The sequence below is a fragment of the Fulvivirga marina genome (assembly GCF_016775155.1).
Classification (GTDB): Bacteria; Bacteroidota; Bacteroidia; order Cytophagales; family Cyclobacteriaceae; genus Fulvivirga; species Fulvivirga marina.
The window spans coordinates 248,244-274,176 of the sequence record NZ_JAEUGD010000053.1; the positions used below are offsets into that span (position 1 = coordinate 248,244).

General features: G+C 38.1%; 20 protein-coding genes. 15 read left to right on the forward strand and 5 right to left on the reverse strand.

Annotation, left to right across the window (positions count from 1 at the left end; all coding sequences use genetic code 11):
• Window positions 1–36 precede the first annotated feature (36 nt).
• The 3 genes from JMN32_RS16160 (at window position 37) to JMN32_RS16170 (ending at window position 5,140) form a co-directional block, all read left to right on the forward strand.
• The gene (locus tag JMN32_RS16160) at window positions 37–2,427 is read left to right on the forward strand and encodes an ABC transporter permease (protein ID WP_202857389.1); all 2,391 of its coding nucleotides are present in this window, start codon (window positions 37–39) and stop codon (window positions 2,425–2,427) included.
• 307 nt (window positions 2,428–2,734) lie between these two features.
• Complete coding sequence (locus JMN32_RS16165) at window positions 2,735–3,157, forward strand: RidA family protein (RefSeq protein ID WP_202857390.1); 423 nt, start codon at window positions 2,735–2,737, stop codon at window positions 3,155–3,157.
• Between the two features lie 24 nt (window positions 3,158–3,181).
• Entirely contained in the window at window positions 3,182–5,140 is a 1,959-nt protein-coding gene (locus JMN32_RS16170; protein WP_238354507.1) for a tetratricopeptide repeat-containing sensor histidine kinase, read from the forward strand.
• A gap of 52 nt (window positions 5,141–5,192) precedes the next feature.
• On the opposite strand, the gene JMN32_RS16175 is transcribed toward JMN32_RS16170, so the two are convergent.
• Window positions 5,193–5,519 (reverse strand): HesB/IscA family protein, encoded by a 327-nt coding sequence (locus tag JMN32_RS16175; protein ID WP_202857392.1) that lies wholly within the window; start codon window positions 5,517–5,519, stop codon window positions 5,193–5,195.
• Between the two features lie 11 nt (window positions 5,520–5,530).
• Entirely contained in the window at window positions 5,531–5,938 is a 408-nt protein-coding gene (locus tag JMN32_RS16180) for a hypothetical protein (RefSeq protein ID WP_202857393.1), read from the reverse strand.
• A 121-nt stretch (window positions 5,939–6,059) separates the two neighbouring features.
• Here JMN32_RS16180 and mce point away from each other — a divergent pair, with 121 nt between their 5' ends.
• Together mce and thiL are read left to right on the forward strand one after the other, a co-directional pair.
• The gene (mce, locus tag JMN32_RS16185) at window positions 6,060–6,470 is read left to right on the forward strand and encodes a methylmalonyl-CoA epimerase (RefSeq protein ID WP_202857394.1); all 411 of its coding nucleotides are present in this window, start codon (window positions 6,060–6,062) and stop codon (window positions 6,468–6,470) included.
• A gap of 307 nt (window positions 6,471–6,777) precedes the next feature.
• Window positions 6,778–7,815: a thiamine-phosphate kinase gene (thiL, locus tag JMN32_RS16190; RefSeq protein ID WP_202857395.1), complete on the forward strand. Its 1,038-nt coding sequence runs from the start codon at window positions 6,778–6,780 to the stop codon at window positions 7,813–7,815.
• Window positions 7,816–7,871: 56 nt separating this feature from the next.
• Here thiL and JMN32_RS16195 read toward each other — a convergent pair whose 3' ends face one another.
• A complete protein-coding gene (locus JMN32_RS16195) occupies window positions 7,872–8,240 on the reverse strand; it encodes a hypothetical protein (protein WP_202857396.1) in 369 nt (122 codons plus the stop codon).
• A gap of 119 nt (window positions 8,241–8,359) precedes the next feature.
• Here JMN32_RS16195 and JMN32_RS16200 point away from each other — a divergent pair, with 119 nt between their 5' ends.
• Window positions 8,360–11,155, forward strand: coding sequence for a VPS10 domain-containing protein (locus JMN32_RS16200; RefSeq protein ID WP_202857397.1), 2,796 nt, complete (start codon window positions 8,360–8,362; stop codon window positions 11,153–11,155).
• A gap of 49 nt (window positions 11,156–11,204) precedes the next feature.
• On the opposite strand, the gene JMN32_RS16205 is transcribed toward JMN32_RS16200, so the two are convergent.
• Entirely contained in the window at window positions 11,205–11,789 is a 585-nt protein-coding gene (locus JMN32_RS16205) for an acyl carrier protein phosphodiesterase (RefSeq protein ID WP_202857398.1), read from the reverse strand.
• Window positions 11,790–11,991: 202 nt separating this feature from the next.
• Here JMN32_RS16205 and JMN32_RS16210 point away from each other — a divergent pair, with 202 nt between their 5' ends.
• Genes JMN32_RS16210 through JMN32_RS16220 form a run of 3 tightly spaced genes read left to right on the forward strand, consistent with a single transcriptional unit; the run spans window position 11,992 to window position 14,438 of the window.
• A complete protein-coding gene (locus JMN32_RS16210; protein WP_202857399.1) occupies window positions 11,992–12,399 on the forward strand; it encodes a tellurite resistance TerB family protein in 408 nt (135 codons plus the stop codon).
• Window positions 12,400–12,413: 14 nt separating this feature from the next.
• On the forward strand, window positions 12,414–13,106 hold the full coding sequence (locus JMN32_RS16215) for a methyltransferase domain-containing protein (protein ID WP_202857400.1): 693 nt from the start codon (window positions 12,414–12,416) through the stop codon (window positions 13,104–13,106).
• Window positions 13,107–13,154: 48 nt separating this feature from the next.
• A complete protein-coding gene (locus JMN32_RS16220) occupies window positions 13,155–14,438 on the forward strand; it encodes an amidohydrolase family protein (protein ID WP_202857401.1) in 1,284 nt (427 codons plus the stop codon).
• Between the two features lie 47 nt (window positions 14,439–14,485).
• Here JMN32_RS16220 and JMN32_RS16225 read toward each other — a convergent pair whose 3' ends face one another.
• A complete protein-coding gene (locus JMN32_RS16225; RefSeq protein ID WP_202857402.1) occupies window positions 14,486–15,019 on the reverse strand; it encodes a DUF4924 family protein in 534 nt (177 codons plus the stop codon).
• Between the two features lie 246 nt (window positions 15,020–15,265).
• On the opposite strand from JMN32_RS16225, the gene lepA reads away from it, so the two are divergent.
• The 6 genes from lepA to JMN32_RS16255 all read left to right on the forward strand — a co-directional run bounded on the left by lepA (window position 15,266) and on the right by JMN32_RS16255 (window position 25,924).
• Window positions 15,266–17,050, forward strand: a complete 1,785-nt coding sequence (gene lepA / locus JMN32_RS16230) for a translation elongation factor 4 (protein ID WP_202857403.1) — start codon at window positions 15,266–15,268, stop codon at window positions 17,048–17,050.
• 5 nt (window positions 17,051–17,055) lie between these two features.
• Complete coding sequence (locus JMN32_RS16235) at window positions 17,056–17,946, forward strand: bifunctional 5,10-methylenetetrahydrofolate dehydrogenase/5,10-methenyltetrahydrofolate cyclohydrolase (RefSeq protein WP_202857404.1); 891 nt, start codon at window positions 17,056–17,058, stop codon at window positions 17,944–17,946.
• Window positions 17,947–18,010: 64 nt separating this feature from the next.
• Window positions 18,011–19,921 carry an OmpA family protein gene (locus tag JMN32_RS16240; RefSeq protein ID WP_202857405.1) on the forward strand — a complete coding sequence of 637 codons (1,911 nt, stop codon included), beginning with the start codon at window positions 18,011–18,013 and terminating at the stop codon, window positions 19,919–19,921.
• A 159-nt stretch (window positions 19,922–20,080) separates the two neighbouring features.
• Window positions 20,081–23,302: a SusC/RagA family TonB-linked outer membrane protein gene (locus JMN32_RS16245; protein ID WP_202857406.1), complete on the forward strand. Its 3,222-nt coding sequence runs from the start codon at window positions 20,081–20,083 to the stop codon at window positions 23,300–23,302.
• Between the two features lie 11 nt (window positions 23,303–23,313).
• Window positions 23,314–24,954, forward strand: a complete 1,641-nt coding sequence (locus JMN32_RS16250) for a SusD/RagB family nutrient-binding outer membrane lipoprotein (RefSeq protein WP_202857407.1) — start codon at window positions 23,314–23,316, stop codon at window positions 24,952–24,954.
• A 40-nt stretch (window positions 24,955–24,994) separates the two neighbouring features.
• A complete protein-coding gene (locus JMN32_RS16255; RefSeq protein WP_202857408.1) occupies window positions 24,995–25,924 on the forward strand; it encodes a hypothetical protein in 930 nt (309 codons plus the stop codon).
• Window positions 25,925–25,933 lie beyond the last annotated feature (9 nt).

Genomic DNA, 25,933 nt, shown 5'->3' on the forward strand with positions numbered 1-25,933 from the left:
GCTAGATTTCGATTAGGTCATAAAACTCAATTTATCATGTTAAAAAATCTTTTTAAGATAGCCATCAGAAATATTCTGAAGGAAAAGGGCTATAGTATTATTAATATTCTCGGCCTGGCTATAGGCATCATGTGCAGTATGTTCCTTGGACTTTACATCATGGATGAACTTAGTTATGACAGGTACCATGATAATGCTGACAACATCTACCGAGTAGTTTCTAATATCAAAGAGCCTGATAACTCATTCACATGGGCCATTGCCCAAATACCAATGGCTGATGAGTTAAGAGACAATTATCCTGACGTAGTAAATGCGGTGCGCTTTTTTGGTTTGGGGAGAAATCTGTACAAATATGAGGACAAGTCGTTTTATGAAGAGGATATTTTCCTTGCTGATTCAACTGTATTTGAGATGTTCTCCTACCAGTTTATTGCGGGAGACTCTGAAACTGCATTAGATGAACCTTATTCAATAGTAGTTACAGAAAGCATGGCCATTAAGTACTTTGGGACTATTGACTGCCTTAATTTGTTGCTGACAGATCAGGATAATGATCAGTTAAAAGTTACAGGCGTAATTAAAGGTGTTCCTGCTAACTCACATTTCAGGTTTGATGCACTTATTTCGCGTAATTCTGAACCGGATTATCAGGGGAGTTGGGGTAATTTTGGCGTCTTTACCTATATACAACTGCCTGGAAGCTATCAACCTGCAAATTTTAAAGGCAGCTTAGATAAAGTAGTTAAAGATCATGTAGATCCCATATTTGAGCAGTTTAAAATTAGTATCAACTACGAGCTGCAAAGAATTACTGATATACACTTATATTCAAAAATTCAGGATGAGGCTGAGGAGGGGGGTGATATTTCTTATATCTATATTTTTGCCGCGGTAGCAGTTTTTATGCTGGTTATAGCCAGTATTAACTATATGAACCTTGCTACTGCACGGTCAACACAGCGAGCTAAAGAGGTAGGGGTAAGAAAGGTCATGGGAGCAGGAAAAGGGCAGTTGGTTAGTCAGTTTATGATAGAGTCGTTGGTGATGAGTTTTGTGGCTCTGGTGATGAGCATGCTTCTGATTTATATTTTTCTTCCTGCTTTTAATAACCTTGCAAATAAACAAATTGAGATCACTTACCTCTTTCAAAGTCAGGTACTACTGATACTTGTTGGCGTGACATTCATTATAGGCATCATTGGAGGAAGTTATCCAGCCTTTTATCTGTCAAGATTTAATCCGGTTAATGTTTTAAAAGGCAAACTGTCGACAAAAGGAGGTAATGCCATACTAAGGAAAACACTTGTGGTACTGCAGTTCAGTATTTCCATATTTATGCTTATTTCAACACTTGTAGTCTTTGATCAGCTTAAGTTTTTAATGAACAAAGACCTGGGGTTTGATAAGGAACAGGTGTTAAGGTTTGAAATGCCTGATGATCAGATGCAGGCTGGGTATAACGGTTTTCGTCAAAAACTTCTAACTAACCCCAATATTATTAATGTAGCATCGTCATCGTCTACACCCGGAAATAATGTTAATAAGGTTATTTTTAATGTAGAAACAGAAGAAGGGGAGATGAATGAGCGTGGAATAGACTTTTTTGTGGCAGATTTTGATTTTATAGAAGCTATGCAGATGTCTATTGTAGAAGGTAGAAATTTTTCGAGAGATATACTGTCAGATACCTCTTTGGCGGTGCTTGTGAATGAGTCAATGGTTGATAGAATGGGGTGGACTGAACCTTTAGGTAAAAAATTTGATATCCCTCAAAGAGGAGGTGAGGTGGTGACTAAAAAAGTTGTAGGTGTTGTGAAGGATTATCATCAGAACTCTTTATATGATGAAATAGAGCCCTTAATGATTATGTACGGTGAGGGAAATTACTATGGATATGTTAAGCTTCAAACATCGAATATATCTAAAACTGTGAATGAGATTGAAGCTATTTGGGGACAAACTTTTATTAACAAACCTTTTGAATATAACTTTCTTGATCAGGATTTTGCTTCGCAATACACATCTGATAAAAGAAGAGGCGATATTTTTACCATATTTTCTTCGTTGACTATTGCCATAGCCTGTCTCGGTTTGCTTGGACTTACAGCTTACACGACGGAGAGGAGAACCAAGGAAATTGGCATCAGAAAAGTGATTGGTGCAAGTGTGAAAAGTATTGTAGCCTTGCTTTCAAAAGAATTTGTAGTACTGGTTTTGATCGCTACTGTTATTGCTTTTCCTATAGCCTGGTATTTTATGGATACTTGGTTGCAAGCTTTTGCATACCGTATTGAACTTAGGAAAGAAGTACCAACTTTTGTGCTTTCAGCAGGAATAGCACTTTTAATCATTGTATTTACAATGAGCTATCATACAATCAGAGCGGCAATTTCAAACCCTGTTAATGCACTAAAAGACGAGTAAACGTGAATAATAATCTTCGTTGTTGAGGAAAGCTTCCTCAACAACGAAGGTTTATTTACGCATTAGCCTCTTGGGATAAATCAGGTATTTGTTTTACAGTATTAAAACCCCTCCAGTTATGCCTGTCCAATATCATCTTCTGATATTTTGTTAGTACCTTCCTGAACAAAATTGTTGTTTTTACATGTTTCCCTGCAAACCTTAATATACAAGGCTATTGAGGAATATGTTATCATTAAAATAGTTGCGAACATTGTTTTTCTTATATTAGTTTAATAATAGTAAATCGAACTAAGTACCAGAGAAAATGAAGCATAGCGATATATTAAATTCTGATAAAGCACCAGAGCCAGTAGGTTTGTATCCTCATGCTCGAAAAGTGGGAAATTTACTTTTCCTATCCGGTGTGGGGCCTAGAAAGAAAGGAAGTAAAGAAATTCCAGGGGTAACGCTGGATCAGCATGGTAATATAACAGCTTACGATATTGAAGCGCAATGTCATTCTGTTTTTGAAAATGTAAGGCATGTATTAGAGGCGTCAGGGTCAAGTTGGGATAAGCTTATAGATGTTACTGTTTTTTTGACGAATATGAAGAATGATTTTAAAAAATATAATGAAATATATGCCCAGTATTTCGAAGAAAACCAACCTTGTAGAACCACGGTTGAGGTTAATGCCTTACCCACTCCTATTGCCATAGAGCTTAAATGCATAGCGTTAGCTGAATAAGATGAAGTGTCTTAAATAATGTTATTGAATTTAAAAGCTGGATTTTTATTAATTGTTATATTTTGTGCTTTTGATAGGCTTTCCGCAAATGGGCATGATGGTCTTGATTCATTGTTAAGTGTGTGGAGGAAAGCGCAGGCGAATCGTGAGTACGTCCATGATACCAATACAACCCATTTGTTAAATAATATTTCGCGTAGCTATTTATATGACAACCCGGATAGTGCACAGTATTTTGCCCGGTCGGCTTATAAGTTAGCTGTTGACCAGGGGTTGAAGTCTGGAAAGGCTTGGGCTCTCAATAATCTGGGCTCATCCTACTATGTTAAAGGCTCCTATGATAAAGCCCTTGAGGCTTATTTGAAGTCCTTGAAATCCTTTGAGGAGATTGGTAATTATAATAGGGTACTTTGGGCAAATAATAATTTGGGGTTGATTTATATCGCTCAGGGACAGTACGATGCTGCCATCCGGGAATATCAAAAGATAGTTCAAGGGAAGGCTGTAAAAACGGATAGTTTGTTGCTGGCAACTGGTTATTTTAATCTAGGGCTGGTCTTTGATCATAAAAATGATTCCAAACGGGCTGTTAATTATTTGGAAGAATGCATTGATATAAGCCAAAGGAATGGTTTTGATAGGATGGAGGTTATGGCAACTAATCTGCTTGGAGAGATTTACCTGCATGCCAATGATTATAATATGGCTAAGGAACATTATAGTAGGGCGTTGAATGCCAGTTATGAGGATAACTGGGAAAATTGCTTTGCACATGCTGGTCTGGCCAATGTTAATTATCAGCTTGGACTATATGATAAGGCAATTAGCCACGGACTTAAAAGTCTAGAATATGCAAAGAAAATGAAGGCTAAATGGGATGCTCAGAAAGTATTGAAGGTGCTCTCTGAAACTTACGCAGCACAAAATGATTATGAACAAGCCTATAAGTATCATATACTTTTTAAGCAATATAGTGATAGCCTCAAGTCGGTGGATAGTGAAAAAAGGATCAATGAACTTTATTTGCAGCAGAAGGAAGATGAAAATCTTCAACTATTGAAGGAAAATGAGGTGAATAAGCAGGTTATTAAAAGTAACAAATTACTCAATTTTTTTGTGGGGTTTGTAGCTCTGTTTATGATCGTGCTGGCCTACCTCATATTTAGAAGTAACCGTTTAAAATCAAAACTGAATGAAGAGCTGCGTAAAAAAAATGTTAATATCGACCTTCAACGGCGGCAAATATCGGATCAAAATGAGATACTGGAGAAGATAATCTCCGATAAGGATAAATTACTTTCTATAATCGGGCATGACTTGAGAAGTCCATTAGCTTCGATAATGAGTACCTTGGAAGTAGTAAGGATGGGCGTACTTACCGCGGAGCAACAAGAGGATGTGTTTAAAGGACTGCACAATAAGGTTATTATGGTTTCGCATATGATGGATAACCTGCTGAGTTGGGCTGTTAGTCAACAAATGGGAATGGTTGTAGATTTTGATAAGGTAAATGTACCGGCAACGGTTGACCAAGTGTTAGCGGTTGCCAATTTTTTAGCAAAAGACAAAGGTGTTATTATTGAGCATAAAGCCGAGTCAGTCTATGCTAATGCTGATGTTAATCACGTACGAGTCATTGTTCAGAATATCATTGGTAATGCTATTAAATTCACCTACAAAGGTGGGAAAGTACGAATTTTCTACTCATTCAGTGAAGATTATATCATAATTCATGTCAAGGACTCTGGTCTTGGGATGAGTAAAACAAAACTTGATAGGCTTTTTAATCAGGTAGGCAAAGGGGTGTCTGCCATGGGAACTAATAATGAAAAGGGTACAGGAATGGGATTAATGCTTGTTGGACAATTTATTAGGGAAAATTATGGACGAGTTGAGATAGAAAGTGAGGAAGGGAAAGGTACAGAATTTAAGGTTTACCTTAAGAAGTACTCAAAAAAGGGTCTTGAAGTAGAATCAAATTAAAAGCCATACAATCATTTTGTAAGGCTCTTAAGTTCTTATTTAGAAAGGATGATCAGACGGAGAAACTCTCTCCGCACCCACAAGTTCTGGTGGCGTTGGGGTTAATAAATTGAAACCCTTTACCATTAAGTCCATCAGAGAAGTCTAGTGTTGTTCCCAGTAAGTATAAGAGGCTTTTTTTGTCTACCAGTATTTTCACACCTTTATCTTCAAAAACTTCATCAGAAGGCTCTATTTGAGCATCAAATTTAAGATCATACATCAACCCTGAGCATCCTCCACCTTGTACCAGTACCCTGATGTTGTGGTCAGTTGATTTCCCTTCTTTTTTTCGAAGTTCTATTATTCTATCTTTTGCTTTTTCAGTTACATTAATCATACTATGCTAATTTAAGCTACAGGATTCAAAACAACACTGAATACCGTAATGGTATTAGAGTCACGCCCGTAGTAGAATTTATCTAAAGCGTCATATACGCTGCTAGCTCTAAAATACGAAGTATTAAGTTCTTTGTTACCTTTTGCATTCCATTGTATGGTATAAGAACTCTCTTTTTCTTTGTAGTGCTCTACGTAATCGAGCATCTTGTTCAAAGCATCAACTTTATCAAACCCTATGACCGAATGAAAAAGAAATGATTGACTGTGTCTCGGATTTATAGTTATGAGGTCAAGTTTTACTTTGCCATCAGTATTACTATATTCAAACATCAGATCATTGTCACTTAGGCCAAGGTAGCTTTTTATTTCCTTCTGTATTCTCGCTGCTTCTACATGAATATCGCTGGAAGTATCCATTATATAGAATTAAGTTCTGTTACTTTAGAATAAATTTAAATTAAAACTTTCCTAAAAGTCAAAAAGTTTCAACTTTTGAGCAAAGTTAGTCAAATGACAGACAAAAACTAAATAATGAAATATGCTAAAAGTTGAACATATAGGAATAGCCGTAAAAGACCTGGAGTCTTCAAATATGTTGTTTCAAACACTATTTAATAGTAGACATTATAAGATTGAAAGTGTGGATTCCGAACACGTAAATACGTCATTTTTTAAGATTGGAGAAACTAAGATCGAGTTGCTTGAAGCCACTGATCCTGATTCAGCTATCGCTAAGTTTATAGAAAAACGAGGTGAAGGTATACATCATATAGCTTATGAAGTAGCTGACATTCATTCCGAAATGGAACGATTGTCAAGAGAAGGATTCACCTTGCTGAATGATAAACCTAAAAAGGGTGCAGATAACAAACTTGTTTGTTTCCTGCACCCTAAGAGTACCAATGGTGTTCTTATCGAATTATGTCAGGAAATTACTTCTGACGTTTAAAGCTCTTGAAGGTTTTTGGTTCGGTTTTTCCATACTGGATAGAATTGTAGTGCTTTAACTTTTTCTTGCCTACCCTGGTTTTGTACTGGGGTCTGGGCCCACAAGCAGATAAAAGTATAATGCCAACTACCAAAAAACTTACAAATTTCATTATAGCTTTCATACCAATGTTTTAATAGCGTCGCTTTATATATTAATATAATGGGTATAGCGGTTTGTAACCGGCTTTGTTACTTATAATAAGATTACGCGTACCTTTGCGCGACGAAATGCATATAGTGCCGATGAAATTAGCATAACAAGTATTATGGAAAATAGAAGAACAGAAATAAGCGATTTGGGTGAGTTTGGACTAATAGATAGGATAAGCCAAAATTTCACCTCTTTAAATAAGGAAACGCAACTAGGAATAGGGGATGATGCAGCAGTACTTAATAGCCTTGGTGGATGTACTGTCGTTACTACTGATATGTTACTGGAGGGTGTTCATTTTGACCTGTCCTTCACTCCTTTGCAACATCTAGGATATAAAGCAGTGGCGGTCAATATTTCGGATGTTGCAGCGATGAATGCTATCCCAAAACATATTACAGTCAACTTAGGGTTGAGTAACAGGTTTTCAGTGGAGGCTGTAGATGAATTTTATAAAGGGGTTAAGGCAGCTTGTGAGGATTATAATGTAGATCTTATAGGAGGCGATACTACATCTTCAATAAGTGGACTGATAATTTCTGTTACAGCTATGGGTATAGTTGGTCAGGATAAAGTTGTCAAAAGATCAGGAGCAAAGGATAAAGATGTGATATGTGTGACTGGAGATCTGGGTGCAGCTTTTATTGGTCTTCAGGTTTTAGAGCGTGAGAAACAAGTGTTTATAGCTAACCCCGATATGCAGCCACAGTTGGATAAATATGATTATATTGTGCAACGACAATTAAAGCCTGCAGCAAGGACAGGAGTAATACACGAGTTTGCTGAATTAAATATAGTGCCCTCGTCCATGATTGATGTTTCAGATGGGCTGGCGTCGGAATTACTTCATCTTAGTAAGCAATCTGGTGTGGGGATGAGAATATACGAAGATAAACTACCTATTGATAAGCAGACTTATGATACAGCTGTTGAGTTGGGGCTTGACCCTACAACAGCAGCTCTGAATGGAGGGGAGGACTATGAGCTTCTTTTTACAGTGTCAATGGAAGATATGGAGAAGCTCAAGAAGCACTCCGATATTCATTTCATTGGTTATGTTCAAAGTTCTGATAAAGGCAATATAATGGCTACCAAAGGTGGTAATGAGGTGGAAGTAACCGCTCAGGGATGGAGTCACTTTAAAAAGAAATAAAACCCTTTTTAAATAATGGTTGAGCCTTGGAAAGGCTCAACTTATTTTAAAGCTCATTAGTCCTCAGGGTAAGGAATAAATAAAAAATTGGTGAAGTCGTTGTCTACAACAAACAAACAACAAAACTCATCAGGATCTTTGTAAGCTTTTTTAAAATCGTCAATACTATCCTTACTCACAATTTCCCGCTGAACAAACTCGTCTAAATACGAGGCATTGTAATTCCAGTTTACAGCCAGTTCTTCTTTGCCAATTAGCAACTGACCTATGGGCAGGTCTATTTTTGAAATTGGGAAAATGGGGTAATCAGAAAACTTTCTTTTCCTGATTTGATAGGATGCTTCCTTGAGTGTGTCCGCCACTACTACAAAGTCTTCGGAGATCTGTCCCAAATATTTACCGTTTAATTCAGGATCGTTATCCATAAAGAAGTTATTTTTTTAGATTTAACAATATGTAATGTTACAAACTTTTTTCTGCACAGGCTAGAGTTTAGTTACAGCGAAGTTTATTTATTAACCTAAGTCAAAACCAATTTCTCAAGATGAATAAATGTATCATTTTTTTATTTGTCCTTATCTTTCCTGGGGCTCTTTGTGCTCAAAATTCTGAAAAGCAATTGATAGAATCTCATGCCAGGCGAAAAGCGTTAGAAGAAGAGTCTATATTGAAAAACTATGCTGCCAGGAATGTAGGGCCGGTAGTGCAAGGAGGACGGATTGTGGATATTGCTGTAAACGAAGGTAACCCAAAGGAATATTATGTGGCATATGCTTCCGGTGGTGTATTTAAAACAACTAACAGAGGAATAACTTTCTCACCTGTTTTTGATGGTCAGGATGCTCTTGGTATTGGAGATATGGCATTAGCTCCTTCTGACAATAATATATTGTACGTAGGTACAGGCGAAAACAATAGTAGCAGATCAAGTTATGCAGGTTCCGGAATATACAAGACCACCGATGGAGGGAAAACATGGAAACACTTGGGGCTGAGTGATACCCAGCATATAGGAAAGGTTGTGGTTCATCCTCAAAACTCAGATGTTGTGTGGGTAGCCTCTGTAGGGGCACTTTATACCCACAATCAAGACCGTGGAGTTTATAAAAGTACTGATGGGGGAAAGACCTGGAGTAAAACGTTATATGTCAATGACAGTACAGGGGTCATTGACCTGGTAATTAATCCGGCTAACCCCGAACAGCTGTGGGCCAGTGCTTGGGAAAGGACCCGAAAAGCCTGGGATTTTAAAGGTAGTGGCTCAGGGTCAGGAATTTACCGCTCTGATGATGGAGGGGAGACATGGAGAAAGACGATGGACGGATTTCCTGAAGGCGAAATGGTGGGGAGGATTGGACTAAACGTTAGTGTTTCCAGTCCTAATATTATTTATGCTTTTTTGGATAATCAGGCTACAGTTAAGAAAGAAAAAAAGAGGAAGGATGAGGGAAAACTTGAATTGGCAGATTTTAGAGGCATGAAGATACAGGACCTTCTTAATCTGAATAATGAGAAGTTAAATAAGTTTTTGAAAAAAAACCGTTTCCCGGAAAAATACAATGCTGAGCTTGTAAAAAAGGAAATCAGACAAGGTAAATATAAACCACTGGCTATAGCCGAATACTTTGGGGATGCCAATAATGCATTGTTTAATACGTCAACGGTTGGAGCAGAGCTCTACCGTTCCGATGACTATGGCGATACATGGAAGAAGATGAATAGCTATGATCTTGAGGGGGTTTACTTCACTTATGGTTACTACTTTGGAGAGGTTCGGGTAGCTCCTGACGATCCTCATCAGGTTTATATCTTTGGAGTTCCCTTACTAAAATCTAATGACGGAGGGGTTACGTACGCCAGACTTGATACTATTGGAGATGTTCATGTAGACCATCAGGCGCTTTGGATCAATCCCAAAGATTCGCAGCACCTTTTACTAGGAAATGATGGAGGGCTTTATGAGAGTTATGATGAAGGAGCAAACTGGAGGCATATCAACAACATGCCGGTTGGACAGTTTTATACTGTAAATGTAGACATGGAGTATCCGTATAACGTATATGGAGGACTCCAGGATAACGGCACTTTGGTAGGGGCATCGAATTCTGTACCGAATAGGACAAAGCATTGGGAACAACTTTTTGGAGGTGATGGGATGTTTGTTTCTCCTGATCCAAGAGATAATAACTTAGTATATACTGGTTTTCAGTTTGGTAATTACTATAGAGTAAACCGCAGAGAGAATGATTTTACAAAAATTACCCCCCAGCACAATATAGGGGAAGATGTGTTAAGGTTTAACTGGCGAACTCCTTTACTTCTGAGCAAGCATAACCCGGACATTATTTACATAGCTGCGCAAAGACTCTATAGAAGCCTGGATAAAGGAGATCATTGGGAGTCTATAAGCCCTGATCTTACCGAAAATAAACCTCAGGGGAATGTTCCATTTTCAACTATTTCAACGGTCTCCGAATCGCCAATTAAGTTTGGGCTGATATATGTGGGTACAGATGATGGAAATATTCATGTAAGCAAGAGTTCGGGAGGAGAGTGGACAAAGATATCAGATGGTTTGCCAAAAGGAAAATGGGTAGCTAGCGTTTTTGCATCTCCACATGATGAAGGTGAGGTTTATGTCACTTTAAACGGTTACCGAGAGGATGACTTTAAAACCTACATCTTTATGAGTACAGACTATGGTAAAAGTTGGGAATCATTAAAGTCAAACTTACCTGAGGTTGTAGTTAATGATTTAATTCAGGATCCTGTTAATCCAGACTTGTTGTACCTTGGTACTGACCATGGTACATATGTCAGCTTTGATAAAGGAAGTTCATGGGTGATATTAGGCCAGATACCCAATGTTGCGGCTTATGACTTGGTGGTTCACCCTAGAGAAAATGAGCTTGTGGTGGGTACGCACGGAAGAAGTATTTATATTGTTGATGTCAAACCATTTCAGCAGGTGGCAGGAAATGTTGATGTACCTGTAAAAGTTTTTTCGGTTGATACATATAAGTATTCTGAAAAATGGGGAAAGAAACAGTATCCCTATCTGAAGTCTTTTGAGCCTCAAGTGAGTATTCAATACTATATAGGACAAATTGCTCAAAATGTTAGAGTAGAGATTTATAATGAAAATAGCGATCTGGTTAGGGTAATTGAAGATCAGGGCTTTGTGGGATTTCACAGCGTGATGTGGGATGTGAAAACATCTTCCTATGGAAAGAGCAAAAAGAGGGGGGAGCAGAAATGGAACTATGCTACTAAGGGGATATATACAATAAAAGTTATCAGTGGATCAGAGAGTGATGAGATCAATCTGGAAATAAAATAAGTAAAATCTCAGGCATTAGGAGTTTCTTTTTAGTGTCTGAGCTCAAAGTTTACTTGTGTTTTAACCAATCTTTGGCAAATGCCTGAACGTCAGGGAAAAAAACTTTGAATTCACCCTCAAATTCATCGTAGTGATGTTTCAGGTCATTTACTGCCTCATCCATTTTAGATTTAAAAGTGGTTCTTCTAGCCATACCTGAAAGTGCGTCATGAATGCCATTTGTGTTGGCATAGTTTAATAACCAGTTATGCTTAATCATGTAAGGAAGCATATGTTTTACTCCCTTAGGAAGTTGGTTTTCATAAGACTGTATGAGCTCATATATATATTGAGCATAATCCGTCAAAGGCGAATTATGAAAGTCGGTCCAATTGACAGCGAGAAAATGATCGTAAAATATGTCGACAATTACTGCTGCATAATGTCGGTACTTCCCCCAAAGTCTCTTTTTGCTTCTTAGTACTACTTTATGGTGATCAGTATATTCATCTATATTTCTATGTAGAAGAATGCCAAGCTGAATATCTTTGCTATAGACCTCATAAGATTTGCCCTTTACAAAATCGCCAATAAAATTTCCTACGATTATTTCTTCATTATTGCCTGATAAGTATAAATGTGCAAGAAAATTCATAGTAACTTTATTAATGTGGGAGTTTACACTTTAGGAAGACTGAATCAGGTTTTGAGTCAGGTAATCAAAGTGATATTAAATATATAACAGAATATAGCTGGGCAATGTGCCGCATAATACGTAATTTATAATAAACGAACACCTATTGGGTTGATTAATTAAAATCAAATATATTTAATGTCTCATTTTAAAATTAATAGAAATGAAGGATAATCCACATTTAAACATCCTGGTACAACTGGCCAAGGTAGATGGAGAAACCGATGACGCCGAACTTGATCTTATACGTCAGATTGGAATATCCAGTAATGTTAGTCCCGAAGATATTGATTCTATTATCAGTCAGACTGCGGCAGAAGATACCATTCCCTCTTTAGTACATCTTACCAAGGAAGAAAAAATAGAATTGATGGCTAATCTCGTTTTGGTAATGAAAATAGATGGAAGGGTTCACAAAGAAGAAATGAAGTTTTGTCTTAAAGTTCTCAGGAAGCTAGGGTATGATGAAGATGCTCTTTTTGAGCTGGTATCAACAACACTTGTTGACCCCGAAATGGAAATTACTAAAGAAGATATTCAAAGACGAGCGGAAAGATACCTGAATAACTAATTCTAACTGAATTGATGTACCATGATGTCTATGGACAAGCGTTGTCCGATTACTTCAATAATGGCTTAAGTTCTCCTTTGATACTAAACAACGACTATGGTGATCCTGAAGAGATGCCCGTGGAGGTTTTTTTTAGAGGCGAGAATGATCTTACTGATCTTGAACAATTTGCTTTACACCTCTGCAGAGGTAAAACACTAGATGTTGGGGCTGGAGTTGGTGTACACAGTCTGATTTTGCAGCCGGAGCTAGATGTTACGGCAATTGAATTGTCAAGTGTTGCTTGCGATATCATGCTAAAAAGAGGGGTGAAGAAAGTGATCAGCCAGAGTATTTTTGAATGGCAAACTAATGAAAAATATGATACTCTGCTTTTACTTATGAATGGTACAGGTATTTCCGGTTTAAAAAATAACTTTAAGTTTTTTTTAGGTAAACTGAAAGGACTGTTATCTGATAATGGGCAGATCATTATTGATTCAAGCGATATCTCGTATTTGTATGATAAAGGAATGACTGCTGATAAATATTTTGGAGAGGTTTCGTATCAGTACAAATATAAAGATAAGCATGGACAATGGTTTCCCTGGTTATATCTCGATCAAACCACATTAATCCAAATAGCTATGGAGTCTGGCTTTGATGTCCAAATTGTGTATCAGGGAGAGGATGATGATTATCTCGCTGTATTAAAGCTTTTTTCATAATAGATCTTATCTTATATTGGTAATCTCATATCCAATTGTTAAAGCCACATGCAAAAGATATTTTTAGTCTCATTATTGTTCTTTGTAGGAGTAGCCCTTAATCTTCACGCACAAAAAACGTTCATACATTGCGGTCAGCTCATAGACGGGAAAAGTGATGAAGTCATGAGAGAAATGACCATAATTGTAGAGGGGGATAAAATTATAAAGGTTGAAAAAGGGTATGCTAAGGCAACAGAACAGGATAAAGTTATTAATCTTAAAAGCAAGACTGTTCTTCCCGGGTTAATGGACATGCATGTTCATATTGAGGGAGAAACCAGTAGAGATAATTATATCAAGAGGTTTACCTTGAATGAGGCTGATATAGCTTTTAACTCAACTGTTTATGCCAACCGTACTCTGATGGCAGGCTTTACTACCGTTCGAGACCTTGGAGGTAGCGGTGTAAATACGGCATTAAGAAATGCCATAAATGCAGGTAAGGTTAAGGGACCAAGGGTATTTTCTGCTGGGAAGTCTATAGCAACTACAGGAGGGCATGCAGACCCAACGAACGGATACAAACATGATCTGATGGGAGATCCAGGGCCGACCCAAGGAGTAATCAATGGAAAAGATGAGGCCAGAAAAGCAGTGAGACAGCAATATAAAAATGGTGCTGATGTTATTAAAATAACTGCAACAGGAGGTGTTCTAAGCGTTGCTAAAGATGGTTCGGGGCCTCAATTCAAAATGGATGAGCTGGAAGCTATTGTTGAGACCGCGAGAGAATATGGAATGATTACAGCGGCACATGCTCATGGCGCCGAAGGCATGAAAAGAGCTGTGGAGGCGGGTATAACATCTATTGAGCATGGAACCATGATGACTCCTGATGTAATGGATCTGATGAAGCAAAAAGGTACTTATTATGTGCCAACCATTTCGGCAGGTAAATTTGTTGCAGAACAGGCAAAAGTTGAAGGGTATTACCCTGCTTTGGTCGTGCCAAAAGCCCTGGCAATTGGACCGCAAATACAAAAGACTTTTGCTGAAGCATACAAACGAGGCGTTAAGATCGCATTTGGAACGGATGCAGGTGTGTTCCCTCATGGTGAAAACGGTAAAGAGTTTGGGTATATGGTAGAAGCAGGTATGTCACCAATGGAAGCTATAAAATCTGCTACCAGCGTGGCAGCTCAAATGCTCAAGGCTGATGACCTTGGATCTGTTGAAGTCGGCAAAAAAGCGGATATAGTAGCGGTTAATGATAATCCGTTGGAGAATATTCATACGATGGAAAATGTTACTTTCGTTATGAAGGGAGGGGAGGTTTATAAGTCTGAATAAATATTACTAAAGACCCTATAAGGAAATCATTCTAATTGGAGCAAGGGTTAATTGTCGTTGAGGAAATTCTTTTGCTTGTATTTATAGGTTAGATATGAAAGTACATCCCCGAAGGTATTGATGCCAACCATAACCTCTTCTGGTACCTGGCGACCGTTTAGCCTAGCTAATAAAAGCCCGTAGATACCATTTAAGCAGGCTTGAACTTCTTCTTTAATGATCCCATTGGAAAAGCTTATGCTTTCATCAATGTGAGGTTTTGCAGCAGAATATATCTTTTTGAAACTCTCATCTGATTTTTTAAGATCATTCATTATCTTGGATAATTGTGCAACATAATTTTGGACCTCATCTAAGTGTCCCTTTTCTTCTATCCCCTCAATTTTCATTTTTTCCATTATATCCTCATACCATTTGCTTATTTCCTCTTTGTTGCCATCTTCAGTTGGTATATGCTTTATTACATATTTTTTTATCTGCTCCATATCAAAGTCATAGACCCTGATCAAATCCTCTGTTTGGTACATATGAATAATGTATTCGGATATGTTGTTTCTTTTTTTATTTTCTGCAATATTCATGGATAGTAGGGGATAAATAATTAGTATTCTGCAATGTTAATTAAGTAGTAATAATTATCTACTTTTGCACTTTAAAATCAGGTGCTAAAATCTCTATGCGTAATATAATGAGCTGTTTCCTTTTGAGCAATTCATTAAAAGTATAAGCCTGATTGCCAGTTCAATATTTTTAAAATAACCTTGGATTGGAGTGTGAGATTGAGATTAAAGCACTAAGTGAAGAATCTTTTAGGAGAGGATAAATAGATGGATAATATAAGGAATTTTTGCATTATAGCTCATATAGATCACGGTAAGAGTACTTTGGCTGACAGGTTACTTCAGTCCACTGGTACGGTAGCTGACCGTGATATGCAAGACCAATTGTTGGATAACATGGATCTGGAGCGTGAACGTGGTATTACTATTAAAAGTCATGCCATACAGATGGATTATCATTTTGAAGGAAAAGACTATGTACTTAATCTTATAGATACCCCGGGACACGTGGATTTCTCTTATGAGGTGTCACGGTCCATTGCTGCTTGTGAGGGAGCTTTACTGATTGTTGATGCAGCCCAAGGTATCGAAGCACAGACCATTTCTAACTTATACCTTGCTCTTGAGCATGACCTTGAGATTATACCAGTACTTAATAAAATTGACCTTCCTAGTGCAATGCCAGAAGAGGTTACTGATGAAATTGTGAATCTGATCGGATGCGATCCCGCAGATGTCATCAGAGCAAGTGCCAAGGAAGGTGTTGGTATAAGTGAGATATTAGAGGCAGTAGTCAAGAGAATCCCAGCTCCGGAAGGAGATATTAATAAGCCCCTAAAGGCTATGATCTTTGATTCGGTATTTAATCCGTTTCGTGGCATCGAAGTTTATTTCAGGGTTTTTGACGGCACTATTAATAAGGGCGATAAAGTTAAATTCGTACATACCGGCAAAACATATGAAGCTGATGAAATCGGAGTGTTGAAATTAAAACAGCAACCGAAGCAGAGTATTAGTGCAGGAAATGTAGGTTATATTATTTCCGGTATCAAAGTAGCTAAAGAAGTTAAAGTGGGAGATACCATTACCCATGTAGATAATCCATGTGAGGCGGTTAAGGGGTTTGAGAACGTTAAACCTATGGTTTTTGCAGGTATTTATCCTGTAGATACCAGCGAGTTTGAAGAGTTGAGAGCTGCTATGGAGAAGCTTCAGTTAAATGATGCCTCACTGGTGTGGGAACCGGAGACATCCGCTGCCTTGGGATTTGGTTTCAGGTGTGGTTTTTTAGGGATGCTTCATATGGAGATTGTTCAGGAACGCCTGGAGCGTGAGTTTGATATGACGGTAATCACCACGGTTCCGTCGGTACAGTTCAATGCAGTGAAAACAGATGGTTCTATTAGGAAAATAAATGCACCTTCGGAGATGCCAGAACCTAATACCATCTCGCATATAGAGGAACCTTATATTCGTGCTCAGATTATAACAAAGGCAGAGTTTATAGGTAATATTATTGGTCTGTGTATGGATAAAAGGGGAATTATTAAAAATCAGGTATACCTTACTGCCGAACGAGTGGAACTTACATTTGAATTACCACTTTCTGAGATCGTATTTGATTTCTTTGACAAGCTCAAAACCCTTTCTAAGGGATATGCTTCCCTGGATTATGAACTTATTGGTTTCAGGCAATCGACAATGGTTAAGCTTGATATTGTGCTGAATGGTGAGAAGGTTGATGCTTTGTCGGCTATTGTTCATAGGGATAAAGCGTACGAATGGGGTAAGCGGTTATGTGAAAAACTTAAGGAACTAATACCGCGTCAAATGTTTGAAATTGCTGTTCAAGCTTCAATTGGTACTAAAATTATAGCCAGGGAAACAGTAAAAGCTATGCGTAAGAACGTACTAGCTAAATGTTATGGAGGTGACATAACTCGTAAGAGAAAACTTTTAGAAAAGCAGAAAAAAGGCAAAAAACGTATGCGTCAGGTAGGTAATGTTGAAATACCTCAAGAGGCGTTTATGGCAGTACTTAAACTTGATTGATAGTCATGGCAGATTCTTACATTATACTAGATGGGAAAAAGATAGCCAATGAAATTAAGGATGAAATAGCATCAGAGGTTAAATCCATAGTTTCTGTAGGAGGCAAAACACCACACCTTGCTGCCATACTTGTGGGCGACGATGGGGCTAGCCAGACATATGTTAATAATAAGATCAAGGCCTGTACAAGAGTTGGTTTTGAATATACCTTATTGAATTTTCCTGCAACTATTAGCGAGGCCAAGTTAATTTCAGAAATTGAGAGAATCAATAATGATGACGATATAGATGGGTTAATCGTTCAATTACCGCTTCCTGCTCATGTTTCCTCCGCAAAAGTAACAGAATGCATCCGTCCTGAGAAGGATGTTGACGGTTTTACAAACCTTAATTATGGACGGATTACTTCGAATAACCCTGGGTTAATGCCAGCTACACCATATGGTATACTTGAGCTTTTAAAAAGGTACAATATAGATATTAAAGGGCGGCACTGTGTAATGGTTGGGAATAGTAGGACTGTAGGTGCGCCTATGAGCATTATAATGTCCTACCATGAATATGCCACGGTTACAGTTTGTCATATTCATACACAAAAGCTGGAAGAGTTTACGCGTCAGGCGGATATTCTAATTGTTGCTACGGGGAAACCGGGCCTTATTAAAGGTGATATGGTAAAAGAAGGAGTAGTGGTAGTAGATGTAGGTATTACTCGAATTGAAACTGATGAAAATGAGCGAGGCTACTATTTAAAGGGAGATGTGGAGTTTGGTCAAGTTGCACCAAAAGCAAGTTACATTACGCCGGTACCAGGGGGCGTAGGGCCTATGACCATAGCTTCATTGCTGCTAAACACCTTAAAAGCTACAAGAAACGGAGCTGCACATTCAGCATAAGTTAGAATTTCTTATTGGCTTTTCTCGTTACAGATTCATATGTTTAAGGAACGTTAAAGCTGTTATGAGAATAATTATCATTGTACTCCTGTCTATAGTTCCACTTTTAACTGTTGCACAAAACAAACTAAGCACCAGGTCAAAAAAAGCAGCCGAATATTACTACCAAGCAGATAACTATCGGGTACGTGGACAGTACACAATGGCAATCCAGTTGCTTGAACAGGCTATTAATAAAGATGACAAATTTCATGAAGCCTATTTTAGATTAGGGATTATCTTTAAGGCCAAGGGGGAATTAGATAGCGCAGAGCGGTTATTGCTGAACGCGGATGAACTTAGTGGTAAGTCAGGGGCTGGGCAAGCATTTGAGTTAGGTGATTTATATCTATTAAAGGCAGATTATCAAAAGGCTATAGAGTATATCGATAGATACTTAAGTACCGGACCGAGGAATAGCCGAAGACTCGCAGACGCGAATAAGATAAAAAAAAATGCTCAATTTGCACTTGATAATATAGAGTTTGCTTCAGAGTTTAACCCGAGACCACTAAGTGATACGGTCAATGCTTTTCCTATGCAATATTTTCCTATTGTTACTGTTGATCAAAAGGCCATTATTTTTACTCGTCGTTTAGGAACTACTATGAATCATGATGAAGACCTAGTGATAAGTAGAAGGAATTCAGAGGGGCAGTGGGGGCCTCCAGAGTCTTTATCGGATAATATTAATTCAGAGTGGAACGAAGGAACCTGTACATTATCTGCTGATGGAAGAGTATTAATTTTCACATCATGTTATGGTAGAAGGGGATATGGTAGTTGTGATTTGTATATCAGTAAGAAGACAGGTGATGAATGGTCTACACCTGTTAACTTAGGGGGTAAGGTGAATTCGTCAGCGTGGGAGTCGCAACCGTCTTTATCTTCAGATGGGCGCATATTATATTTCATTTCCAATAGGGGAGGAGGTATAGGCGGTAGAGATATTTGGGTGTCGTATTTGGATGAAAAAGACCAGTGGTCTAGTCCTACTAATTTAGGGAGTTCTATAAACACTCCAAATGATGAAGTGTCACCTTTTATTCATCCTAATAATGTGACGTTATATTTTGCTTCAAATGGGTTGACAGGTTTTGGTGGTTTTGATATATTTTATACGGAAAGGAAAGGTACTAATTGGTCTGAACCCAAAAATATAGGCTACCCTATTAATACAAGCGCAGATCAGGTTTCTCTGTTTATAACTTCAGATGGTGAAAAGGGGTATTACTCCCATGAAGTAACCGATGACTCTAGTCAAAAAGGTAAACTGTATGAGTTTACAGTACCTGGGAATGCAAAAGTTAAATACAGAACATCATACGTGTCAGGGCATGTTTTTGACGCAAAGACAAAGCAGCCTATTAAAGCCGGGATTGAGCTTTATGATCTTAAAAATGAATCCAGGGAAGGTTTTGTTTATTCAGATTCCGTTACCGGAGAGTACCTTATGGTTTTGACGGAGGGTTCTGATTATGCATTATATGTGAATAAATCGGGCTATTTATTTGAAAGCTTGTCATTTGGGTATGAAATGAATGAGGATTTAAAACCTGTTGTGCTAAATATTTATTTGAATCCAATATCTGAGGGGGCAAAGGCTGTCTTAAACAATATCTTTTTTGATGTGGATAGTTACGCATTAAAGGATAAATCCAGAACTGAATTAAATAAACTCATAAGTTTTTTAAAAGCCAACACTGATACCCATGTTGAAATCGGAGGCCATACAGATAATACAGGAAGTGTTGAATATAACCTTGACCTGTCACTGAAAAGAGCCAAATCGGTCTATGAGTTTTTGATTGAAAGGGGTGTTAGTAAATCCCGTCTTAGCTATAAAGGCTACGGTCAATCGGCGCCTGCATTTTCTAATGATTCAGACCTTCACCGACAGATGAATAGAAGAATTGAGTTTCAGGTTATTAAGTAATATCCCCCGTTTTGGGGTATGTATTCTATTTGCTTCAAAACAATCTGTCGTTAATACTCTAAATTGCAGCAAAATATTGATAAAAAATTTTACCCTAACCAAATTTTATATTATGTTTGGATGTGATATATTTTAAAATTTTAACCTAAACAAAACAATATGAAGAAGTTTTTACTACTTGGTTTCATGTTGATGCTTACATTCGCATTTAGTGAATCGTGGGCTCAAGAACGTACCGTATCCGGTAAGGTTACGTCCATTGACGATGGCACGGCACTACCCGGAGTTAACGTTGTGCTGAAAGGTACGACTACGGGTACCGTCACCGATATCGACGGTAACTATAAACTTTCGGTGCCGTCTGGGGAGGGAACTTTAGTATTCTCTTTCATTGGATTGGCTACAGAGGAAATAGCGATTGGTACCCGTTCCATAATCGATGTGCAAATGTCTCAGGATGTTACACAACTATCTGAAGTTGTGGTTACTGCCGTAGGAATAGAGAGGCAAGCTAAGGCACTGGGGTATGGTGTTGAGAATGTAAAAGGTGAATCTGTTCAACAAGTTTCTGAACCAGATCCTTTAAGAGCTTTGCAAGGTAAAGTTGCAGGTGTGAACATTTCAGGTTCTAGTGGAGCTCCTGGTAGTGCTACCAGGATTACAATTCGTGGTAATTCATCTCTTTTAGGTAATAATCAGCCGTTATTTGTTGTTGATGGTATACCAATGAATAATAATACTAATGCTAGTTCGAATCAACTTACTGGGGGTGGTGCTTATGGTAGCCGTATTCAAGACTTAGACCCTAACAACATTGAATCTATGAACGTGTTGAAGGGTGCAGCAGCAGCAGCTTTATATGGAACAAGGGCTGCTAATGGTGTGGTTGTCATTACTACAAAGTCAGGGTCTGCAAAAGCTTCTAAGAAGGGGCTTGAAATTTCTTATAGCACTTCTTACGCCATAGAAAAAGTAGCGAATTTACCTGACTATCAAAATACATATGGTACAGGAACAAACTTTGCCTATAGTCAGGTAAATGGTTCTTGGGGAGCACCTTTCATTGGAGCAAAATCATATGCAACCTTGGATAGTATTTCACATTGGTATAATGGTGTTATCGGTTTTGAAGAGTTTTGGGGGACAAATGTTCCTTATCGTGCTTACCCTGATAACGTTAAGGATTTCTTTCAAACAGGAAGTCTTTTTGAAAACTCAGTGAGTGTTTCTGCTGGTAATGAAAAAGCAGCTCTAACGGCTGTATTATCACGAACAAATCATGATGGTATTGTTCCAGAAGCCAGTTTTGACAGAACAAGTGTTAGTATTGGTGGGCAAGCACAACTAGATAATGGTTTTAATATTGGTGCTAATTTGAGATATACTAATTCTGTTCAACATTCATTTCAGGGTGGTGCCAATAACGCTATAGGTAATGGTTCTGCTTTTGCAAGAACACTTTATCTAGGGCGTAACTGGGATTTACATGGTCAGCCTTACCAAAATCCATTGAATAATTCAAGTCAATTTTTCGTGGCTACTTCTCAGGCGGATAACCCGTTATGGTCTGTAAAAAATGCAGGTATTGATTCAAATACAGATAACTTTGGTGCTGCATTTAATATTGGTTATGACATTAAAGATTGGCTTAATGTCTCATATAAAATTGGTCTTAACGGTTACACCCAAAGACAAAGTGAATATTTTAGAGCAGGTTCAAGGGGTGCAGGTGGTTCAGGGCAGATCTTGGATTATGATGTTAGATTTCAGGAAGTGGAGTCTAATTTTATTGTTTCCGTTACAAAAGATATCAATGAGGATATTAGTTTTAGAGGTTTAGTTGGCCACAATGTTAATCAGCGAGTGACAGATGCACAGGCATTCACAGGTACTGGTTATGTTGCGTTTGATATAGATGATATTGATAATACTAATGCAGTAGTTCCTTCAGGAGGAGATTTTGAAAAAAGAAGGTTATATGGTGTTTTTGGTGATGTGACTTTTGGCTACAAAGATTATGTGTTTTTGAACTTAACAGGGCGTAATGATTGGAGTTCTACTTTGCCTAAGGATAATAGGAGTTTTTTCTACCCAGCGGCAAGTTTATCCTTTCTTATAACAGATGCACTTGATATCAATTCAAATATTTTGAGTTTTGCTAAAATAAGGGCATCATACGCTGAAGTGGGATCGGATACTAATCCGTACCAAATAGTGCCGGTTTATTTAACTAATGCTAATGGTATTAATGCTACGGGAGCAACAGCTATGCCTTTTGTAGGAACAGCAGGCGCAACTCTTTCAAATATAGCAAGGGATCCAGGCTTAAAACCAGAGAATACACAAGAAGTCGAAGTGGGGCTTAATACGCAATTATTTAAGAATAAGGTTGGTATTGATGTTTCTGTGTATGAGCGCAATAGCGTGGATCAAATTGTTCCTCTGGCAATTCCTTCAGAAACTGGCTTTACCTCATTCTATACTAACATTGGTAAAGTGAGTAATAGAGGTATTGAATTAGGCTTAGACCTAACCCCGGTTTCTTTAGATAATGGCTTCACTTGGAATTTATATGGTACATTTACTCATAATAGAAATGTTGTTGAGGAGTTAACAGAAGGTACGGATGAAGTTGTTCTGAGAAATACATTTACAGGTTCTATTCAGGCTGTTCATATAGTTGGTCAGGAGTATGGTTTGTTGAGGGGGTCAAGGGCTGCTCGCGACGATGAAGGTAATTTGTTGATTGATCCTACAAACGGCCAGTTGATAACGGATTTAACTCCCGGAATAATTGGTAACCCAAACCCCGATTTCATTGTGGGACTTACCAATACATTTAGATGGAAGGGAATTACATTATCTGCAGTAATTGATTGGAGGCAAGGAGGGGATTTGTATTCAGTGACAAATCTATCTATGCTAGGAAGAGGTGTAACTGCTGATACTGAGGATAGGGAGGTTAACAAAATTATTCCTGGTGTATATGGAAACCCACAAACAGGGGAACCATTGCGAGACGAGGGGGGGAATAAAATCCCTAACCAAACTATGATAGAGGTTAACTCACTATATTTCGGCAATACTTTTGCGATTAATGGTTTGGAAGAATTTTCAGTGTGGGATGCTACTGTTATTAGGTTAAGAGAAGTAACCTTATCTTATCAGTTTCCTAAAGCTTTGTTAAATAAAACGCCTTTTGGTTCTGCATCAATAGGTTTTACAGGTAGAAACCTTTGGTTTAATGCACCTAATTTCCCCGAAGCCTCAAATTTTGATCCTGAAGTTAGCACATTCGGAGCTTCTAATGCTCAAGGCTTTGAGTTTACAGCCCAACCCTCGACTAGGAGATACGGAGTTAAGTTAAGCGTAACCTTTTAAAGAAAATTCTAATGAAAAAACATAGATATATATATGGATTAATGACAGTGTTTCTTTCAGCATTGTTGTTGATGGGATGTGAAAAAGATTTTTTGGATATTAATGAGGATCCAAATAACCCGACAAGTGTCCCCGTTAGTCAGTTGCTTTCTTCTGCTCAAGTGAACATGGCGGAATGCTTTGGGAATGGTACGGATGGCCTTAGCGGTCATGCCGGAACTGTTATGCATCATTTTGTCCAAAGAGGAGCGATAAATGATTATGGTTTGACCGGAGGAGATTTTCCTATTGTAGTTTCATGGACAAGTTTATATGCAGGAGCATTGACTGATTTGAATATTGTTATCGAGCAAGGGACTGTAGAGGAAAAATGGGCAAATGTTGGAGTTGCTCAGATATTGAAAGCTTATATTTTGTCAACTATGGTTGATGTTTGGGGAGATATACCTTTTTCAGAGGCTAATCTAGGTTCTGAAAATATTGCACCTGCTTATGATGATGGTGCTTCCGTTTACGCGTCATTATTTCCAATGATAGATGAAGGTATTGCAAACGTTAACAAAGGAGGATCTCCTAATGGTGATTTGTTCTCTACCGATTGGATTCAGGTAGCTAATAGTCTAAAGTTGAAGCTCTATAATAATATCAGGTTGGTTCAGAATGTGACCGCTGATGTGAATAGCTTGATTACAGCTGACGGTTTTCTGGCTAATGATGGAAGCAATGATTTGGAGTTGGATTATGGTTCTTCATTTGCTCCCGAAAATAGAAACCCTGGTTATGTGCAAGAGTGGTCGGCAGGAGGAGCTTTCTTCTATATCGACCCTTATTTCTTTGAAATAATGCGAGGTCAAGATAGTTTTGGACACGGAGGGATAGATTTTGGCATACAGGACCCTAGAATACCTTATTATTTCTTTAACCAATTACCTTCTAGCTCAACGGATGGGGATGCTGAAAACCCTTGTGCGTACTGCCCTTCGGATGCAGGAACTTCGTTTCTATCTATTTACTCATACTCCTTTAATATTGATCCTAATGAAGGTTTTGATCAAGGTAGAAGCCAGACGGTTGCTGGGTTATACCCGTTAGGAGGTAGATATGACGATGGAGAGGGGGGAATAGCTTCTAATGCCTCAACTTTATTAGAAGGTCAGGTAAGTGGAAATCCAACAATTCCTCACCGATTGCTTAATTATTATGAGGTTCTTTTTATAAGGGCTGAATTGGCTGAAGCTGGTGTAAGTACGGTAGATCAAGATGCTAGAACTCTGCTTGGTATGGCAATTGATGCTTCATTTGCAAAAGTAAATGAGTATGCTGCAATTGCAGGAGCTCCTGCAATTTCGAATGCTGATAGGGATGCTTACAGAGTGGCGGTATTGGCTGCATATGATGCAGGAGACGGAATGGAGGTTATAATGACTCAAAAGTGGATTGCTAGTTATGGTAATTCGTTAGTGTCTTATGCTGATTACAGGAGAACAGGTTTTCCTAGGTTACACAATGGTAATACTGACGCTTTATCTGTTACAGTGCAAACACGAGATTTTCCTGTTTCTTTCCCGTATGATACAGATAATTTGGCATTAAACCCCAATGCCCCTTCACAAAGGATTATTGCGTTAGATAAAGTTTTCTGGGATAATTAAAATCAAAGAGATGAATAAATTATATAAAATAATATTAGGATTGCTATTCGTTACAGTCTTTTTTGGCTGTGAAGACGAAGATGCTCAACGTATACCGGATTTTGAAGAGGGAGTGAATGTAAGGTTTACATTTCCTGACCCTGCATTAACCTTATTTAATTTTGATGATTTGACTACTGCAAAAATTCGCTATAATGTCTATTCTGAATCGTTGGACAATATAACTAGCGTTTCTCTTCAATACCAATATTATGATAGTGAAGAGGACTCTACTTATACTAAACGAGAAATTAGATCTTATACTCCGGCGAGTTTTGGTGACGGACAGATTATCGGTGAAGAGATTACGGCGTCCGAATTGGTATCAAATTTAGGCCTTACACTAGATTCTTTAAGTGGTGGAGATCAGTTTCTCTTCTTTAACTATATTACCGATATCAAAGGTAGAGTGTATCCAGATACAGTTTTTACTTATGATGATACAGATTATCTAAATGTGACACCCAATGTCTTGAATGCGTCTGCTACAACAAGTTTTACTACCTCCTTTTCTGCATTGGTAGGTTGTCCCGTAGTTGCTCCATTTACTGGAACGTACGAGCTGGTGCCAGTTTCTGGTCAAGCGGATCCATTTAATCAAGATGATTATATATTCTCTCCAGGTGACGTAACCGTTACTTCAACCGGTCCAATATTTAGAACTTTCAATTTTAAATATTATTCCGGAGCAACTTATGATTTTGAAGTAACTTTTAATTTCACATTGCTATGTGGAAATACAGTTGTCCCTACTACGTTTACAGGTATTGGCTGTGGAGGTGGAATAACTTTTGGATGGGAAGGGCTTGGGACTTCTACTTTTGATCCAAATGATGACAGTGAGTTACTCATAGAGATTAATGAAAATTTATCTTCAGCCTGTGGGATTCCTGGGCCAGAACCTTTGACATTCAAATTGGTTAAGAAGTAATTTTAACGA

Excerpts from the sequence above, each read along its gene's own strand:
- JMN32_RS16160 (WP_202857389.1), top strand. The coding sequence starts at position 37 with ATGTTAAAAAATCTTTTTAAGATAGCCATCAGAAATATTCTGAAGGAA.
- JMN32_RS16165 (WP_202857390.1), top strand. The coding sequence starts at position 2,735 with ATGAAGCATAGCGATATATTAAATTCTGATAAAGCACCAGAGCCAGTA.
- JMN32_RS16175 (WP_202857392.1), bottom strand. The coding sequence starts at position 5,519 with ATGATTAATGTAACTGAAAAAGCAAAAGATAGAATAATAGAACTTCGA.
- JMN32_RS16180 (WP_202857393.1), bottom strand. The coding sequence starts at position 5,938 with ATGGATACTTCCAGCGATATTCATGTAGAAGCAGCGAGAATACAGAAG.
- mce (WP_202857394.1), top strand. The coding sequence starts at position 6,060 with ATGCTAAAAGTTGAACATATAGGAATAGCCGTAAAAGACCTGGAGTCT.
- thiL (WP_202857395.1), top strand. The coding sequence starts at position 6,778 with ATGGAAAATAGAAGAACAGAAATAAGCGATTTGGGTGAGTTTGGACTA.
- JMN32_RS16195 (WP_202857396.1), bottom strand. The coding sequence starts at position 8,240 with ATGGATAACGATCCTGAATTAAACGGTAAATATTTGGGACAGATCTCC.
- JMN32_RS16200 (WP_202857397.1), top strand. The coding sequence starts at position 8,360 with ATGAATAAATGTATCATTTTTTTATTTGTCCTTATCTTTCCTGGGGCT.
- JMN32_RS16205 (WP_202857398.1), bottom strand. The coding sequence starts at position 11,789 with ATGAATTTTCTTGCACATTTATACTTATCAGGCAATAATGAAGAAATA.
- JMN32_RS16210 (WP_202857399.1), top strand. The coding sequence starts at position 11,992 with ATGAAGGATAATCCACATTTAAACATCCTGGTACAACTGGCCAAGGTA.
- JMN32_RS16215 (WP_202857400.1), top strand. The coding sequence starts at position 12,414 with ATGTACCATGATGTCTATGGACAAGCGTTGTCCGATTACTTCAATAAT.
- JMN32_RS16220 (WP_202857401.1), top strand. The coding sequence starts at position 13,155 with ATGCAAAAGATATTTTTAGTCTCATTATTGTTCTTTGTAGGAGTAGCC.
- JMN32_RS16225 (WP_202857402.1), bottom strand. The coding sequence starts at position 15,019 with ATGAATATTGCAGAAAATAAAAAAAGAAACAACATATCCGAATACATT.
- lepA (WP_202857403.1), top strand. The coding sequence starts at position 15,266 with ATGGATAATATAAGGAATTTTTGCATTATAGCTCATATAGATCACGGT.
- JMN32_RS16235 (WP_202857404.1), top strand. The coding sequence starts at position 17,056 with ATGGCAGATTCTTACATTATACTAGATGGGAAAAAGATAGCCAATGAA.
- JMN32_RS16240 (WP_202857405.1), top strand. The coding sequence starts at position 18,011 with ATGAGAATAATTATCATTGTACTCCTGTCTATAGTTCCACTTTTAACT.
- JMN32_RS16245 (WP_202857406.1), top strand. The coding sequence starts at position 20,081 with ATGAAGAAGTTTTTACTACTTGGTTTCATGTTGATGCTTACATTCGCA.
- JMN32_RS16250 (WP_202857407.1), top strand. The coding sequence starts at position 23,314 with ATGAAAAAACATAGATATATATATGGATTAATGACAGTGTTTCTTTCA.